At 48.3% G+C, this 1,492-nt stretch carries 9 tRNA genes and 1 rRNA gene; all 10 read right to left on the reverse strand.

Annotation, left to right across the window (positions count from 1 at the left end):
• Window positions 1-92 precede the first annotated feature (92 nt).
• A tRNA-Ala gene (locus ACFQ2J_RS09115) sits at window positions 93-168 on the reverse strand.
• Between the two features lie 20 nt (window positions 169-188).
• Window positions 189-265 (reverse strand) — tRNA-Pro (locus ACFQ2J_RS09120).
• A gap of 5 nt (window positions 266-270) precedes the next feature.
• Window positions 271-347, reverse strand: a tRNA-Arg gene (locus ACFQ2J_RS09125).
• Between the two features lie 14 nt (window positions 348-361).
• Window positions 362-450 (reverse strand) — tRNA-Leu (locus ACFQ2J_RS09130).
• Between the two features lie 83 nt (window positions 451-533).
• Window positions 534-608: transfer RNA gene (locus ACFQ2J_RS09135), tRNA-Gly, on the reverse strand.
• Between the two features lie 3 nt (window positions 609-611).
• Window positions 612-696, reverse strand: a tRNA-Leu gene (locus ACFQ2J_RS09140).
• Between the two features lie 9 nt (window positions 697-705).
• A tRNA-Lys gene (locus tag ACFQ2J_RS09145) sits at window positions 706-781 on the reverse strand.
• A gap of 195 nt (window positions 782-976) precedes the next feature.
• Window positions 977-1,052: transfer RNA gene (locus tag ACFQ2J_RS09150), tRNA-Thr, on the reverse strand.
• A 4-nt stretch (window positions 1,053-1,056) separates the two neighbouring features.
• Window positions 1,057-1,132 (reverse strand) — tRNA-Val (locus tag ACFQ2J_RS09155).
• Window positions 1,133-1,145: 13 nt separating this feature from the next.
• Window positions 1,146-1,259, reverse strand: a 5S ribosomal RNA gene (rrf, locus tag ACFQ2J_RS09160).
• Between the last annotated feature and the right edge of the window lie 233 nt (window positions 1,260-1,492).

The raw sequence follows: 1,492 nt of genomic DNA on the forward strand, positions 1-1,492 counted from the left end.
CGAAAGTGCTTGTTGTCGTTCCCTCATATAATGAAGAAACGTAATTGACGTACTGGTTGGTTCGTTCAGTTTTCAAAGATCAAAATTAAAAGTGGTGGAGCCTAGCGGGATCGAACCGCTGACCTCCTGCGTGCAAAGCAGGCGCTCTCCCAGCTGAGCTAAGGCCCCTTCATATAATGTAATTAAAATGGTCGGGAAGACAGGATTCGAACCTGCGACCCCTTGGTCCCAAACCAAGTGCTCTACCAAGCTGAGCTACTTCCCGTAGAATGGCGCGCCCGAGAGGAGTCGAACCCCTAACCTTCTGATCCGTAGTCAGACGCTCTATCCAATTGAGCTACGGGCGCATGAGAATCTAATATGGTGCCGAGGGCCGGACTCGAACCGGCACGGTAGAAACCTACCGCAGGATTTTAAGTCCTGTGCGTCTGCCAATTCCGCCACCCCGGCTTGGCATGTAGGGCTTATATCGATCTATGATGTATTAAAATAAGTTTTATATTCAGCACTACAAACAAGTTGGTTTGAGTTTATGGAGCGGAAGACGGGATTCGAACCCGCGACCCCCACCTTGGCAAGGTGATGTTCTACCACTGAACTACTTCCGCAAATGGTGCGGGTGGAGGGAGTCGAACCCCCACGCCGTAAGGCACTAGATCCTAAGTCTAGCGTGTCTGCCAGTTCCACCACACCCGCATATCCAAATGGTGAGCCATGGAGGATTCGAACCTCCGACCCTCTGATTAAAAGTCAGATGCTCTACCAACTGAGCTAATGGCTCGTGATTTTATTAGTCGCTCGTCATTTAATGCCGTGCGAGATGCTCGTCGTGTTGCAAGCTGTTTCGGTGATGTTGCACTCCTCGCAAGCCTTCAAAGTAGTTGGTTCAAGTTGTTGGCTTGCTCTACCAACTGAGCTAATGGCTCGGGATTATAAAACGCAAGAAAATGCTTGTCTTCTGTTGTTCAAAACCGAATGGTGCCGGCCAGAGGACTTGAACCCCCAACCTACTGATTACAAGTCAGTTGCTCTACCAATTGAGCTAGACCGGCTAAATGGTGGAGGATGCAGGGTTCGAACCTGCGACCCCTTGCTTGTAAGGCAAGTGCTCTCCCAGCTGAGCTAATCCTCCGATATATGTAAAGGCTTGGCAGCGTCCTACTCTCACGGGGGTAAACCCGACTACCATCGGCGCTGGAGAACTTAACTACTGTGTTCGGCATGAGAACAGGTGTGACCTCTCCGCCATCGCCACCAAACCTTTATTCATTTTTTAAGGACAAGATATATTATATTCATGTTTCCTTAAAATTTCAAGGGTAAATTTATTTTTTTATAAACCCTCAAAACTAGATAAGTGCTTTCATTCAACGTGTATCTTCCGATATCACTAGTCTTTTCGCGTATCTTCATATAGATAAGTCCTCGATCGATTAGTATCCGTCAGCTCCACGTGTCACCACGCTTCCACCTCGGACCTATCAACCTCATC

Origin of the sequence: Thalassobacillus hwangdonensis (assembly GCF_042675915.1) — a bacterium.
Taxonomy (GTDB): Bacteria; Bacillota; Bacilli; order Bacillales; family Halobacillaceae; genus Thalassobacillus_A; species Thalassobacillus_A hwangdonensis.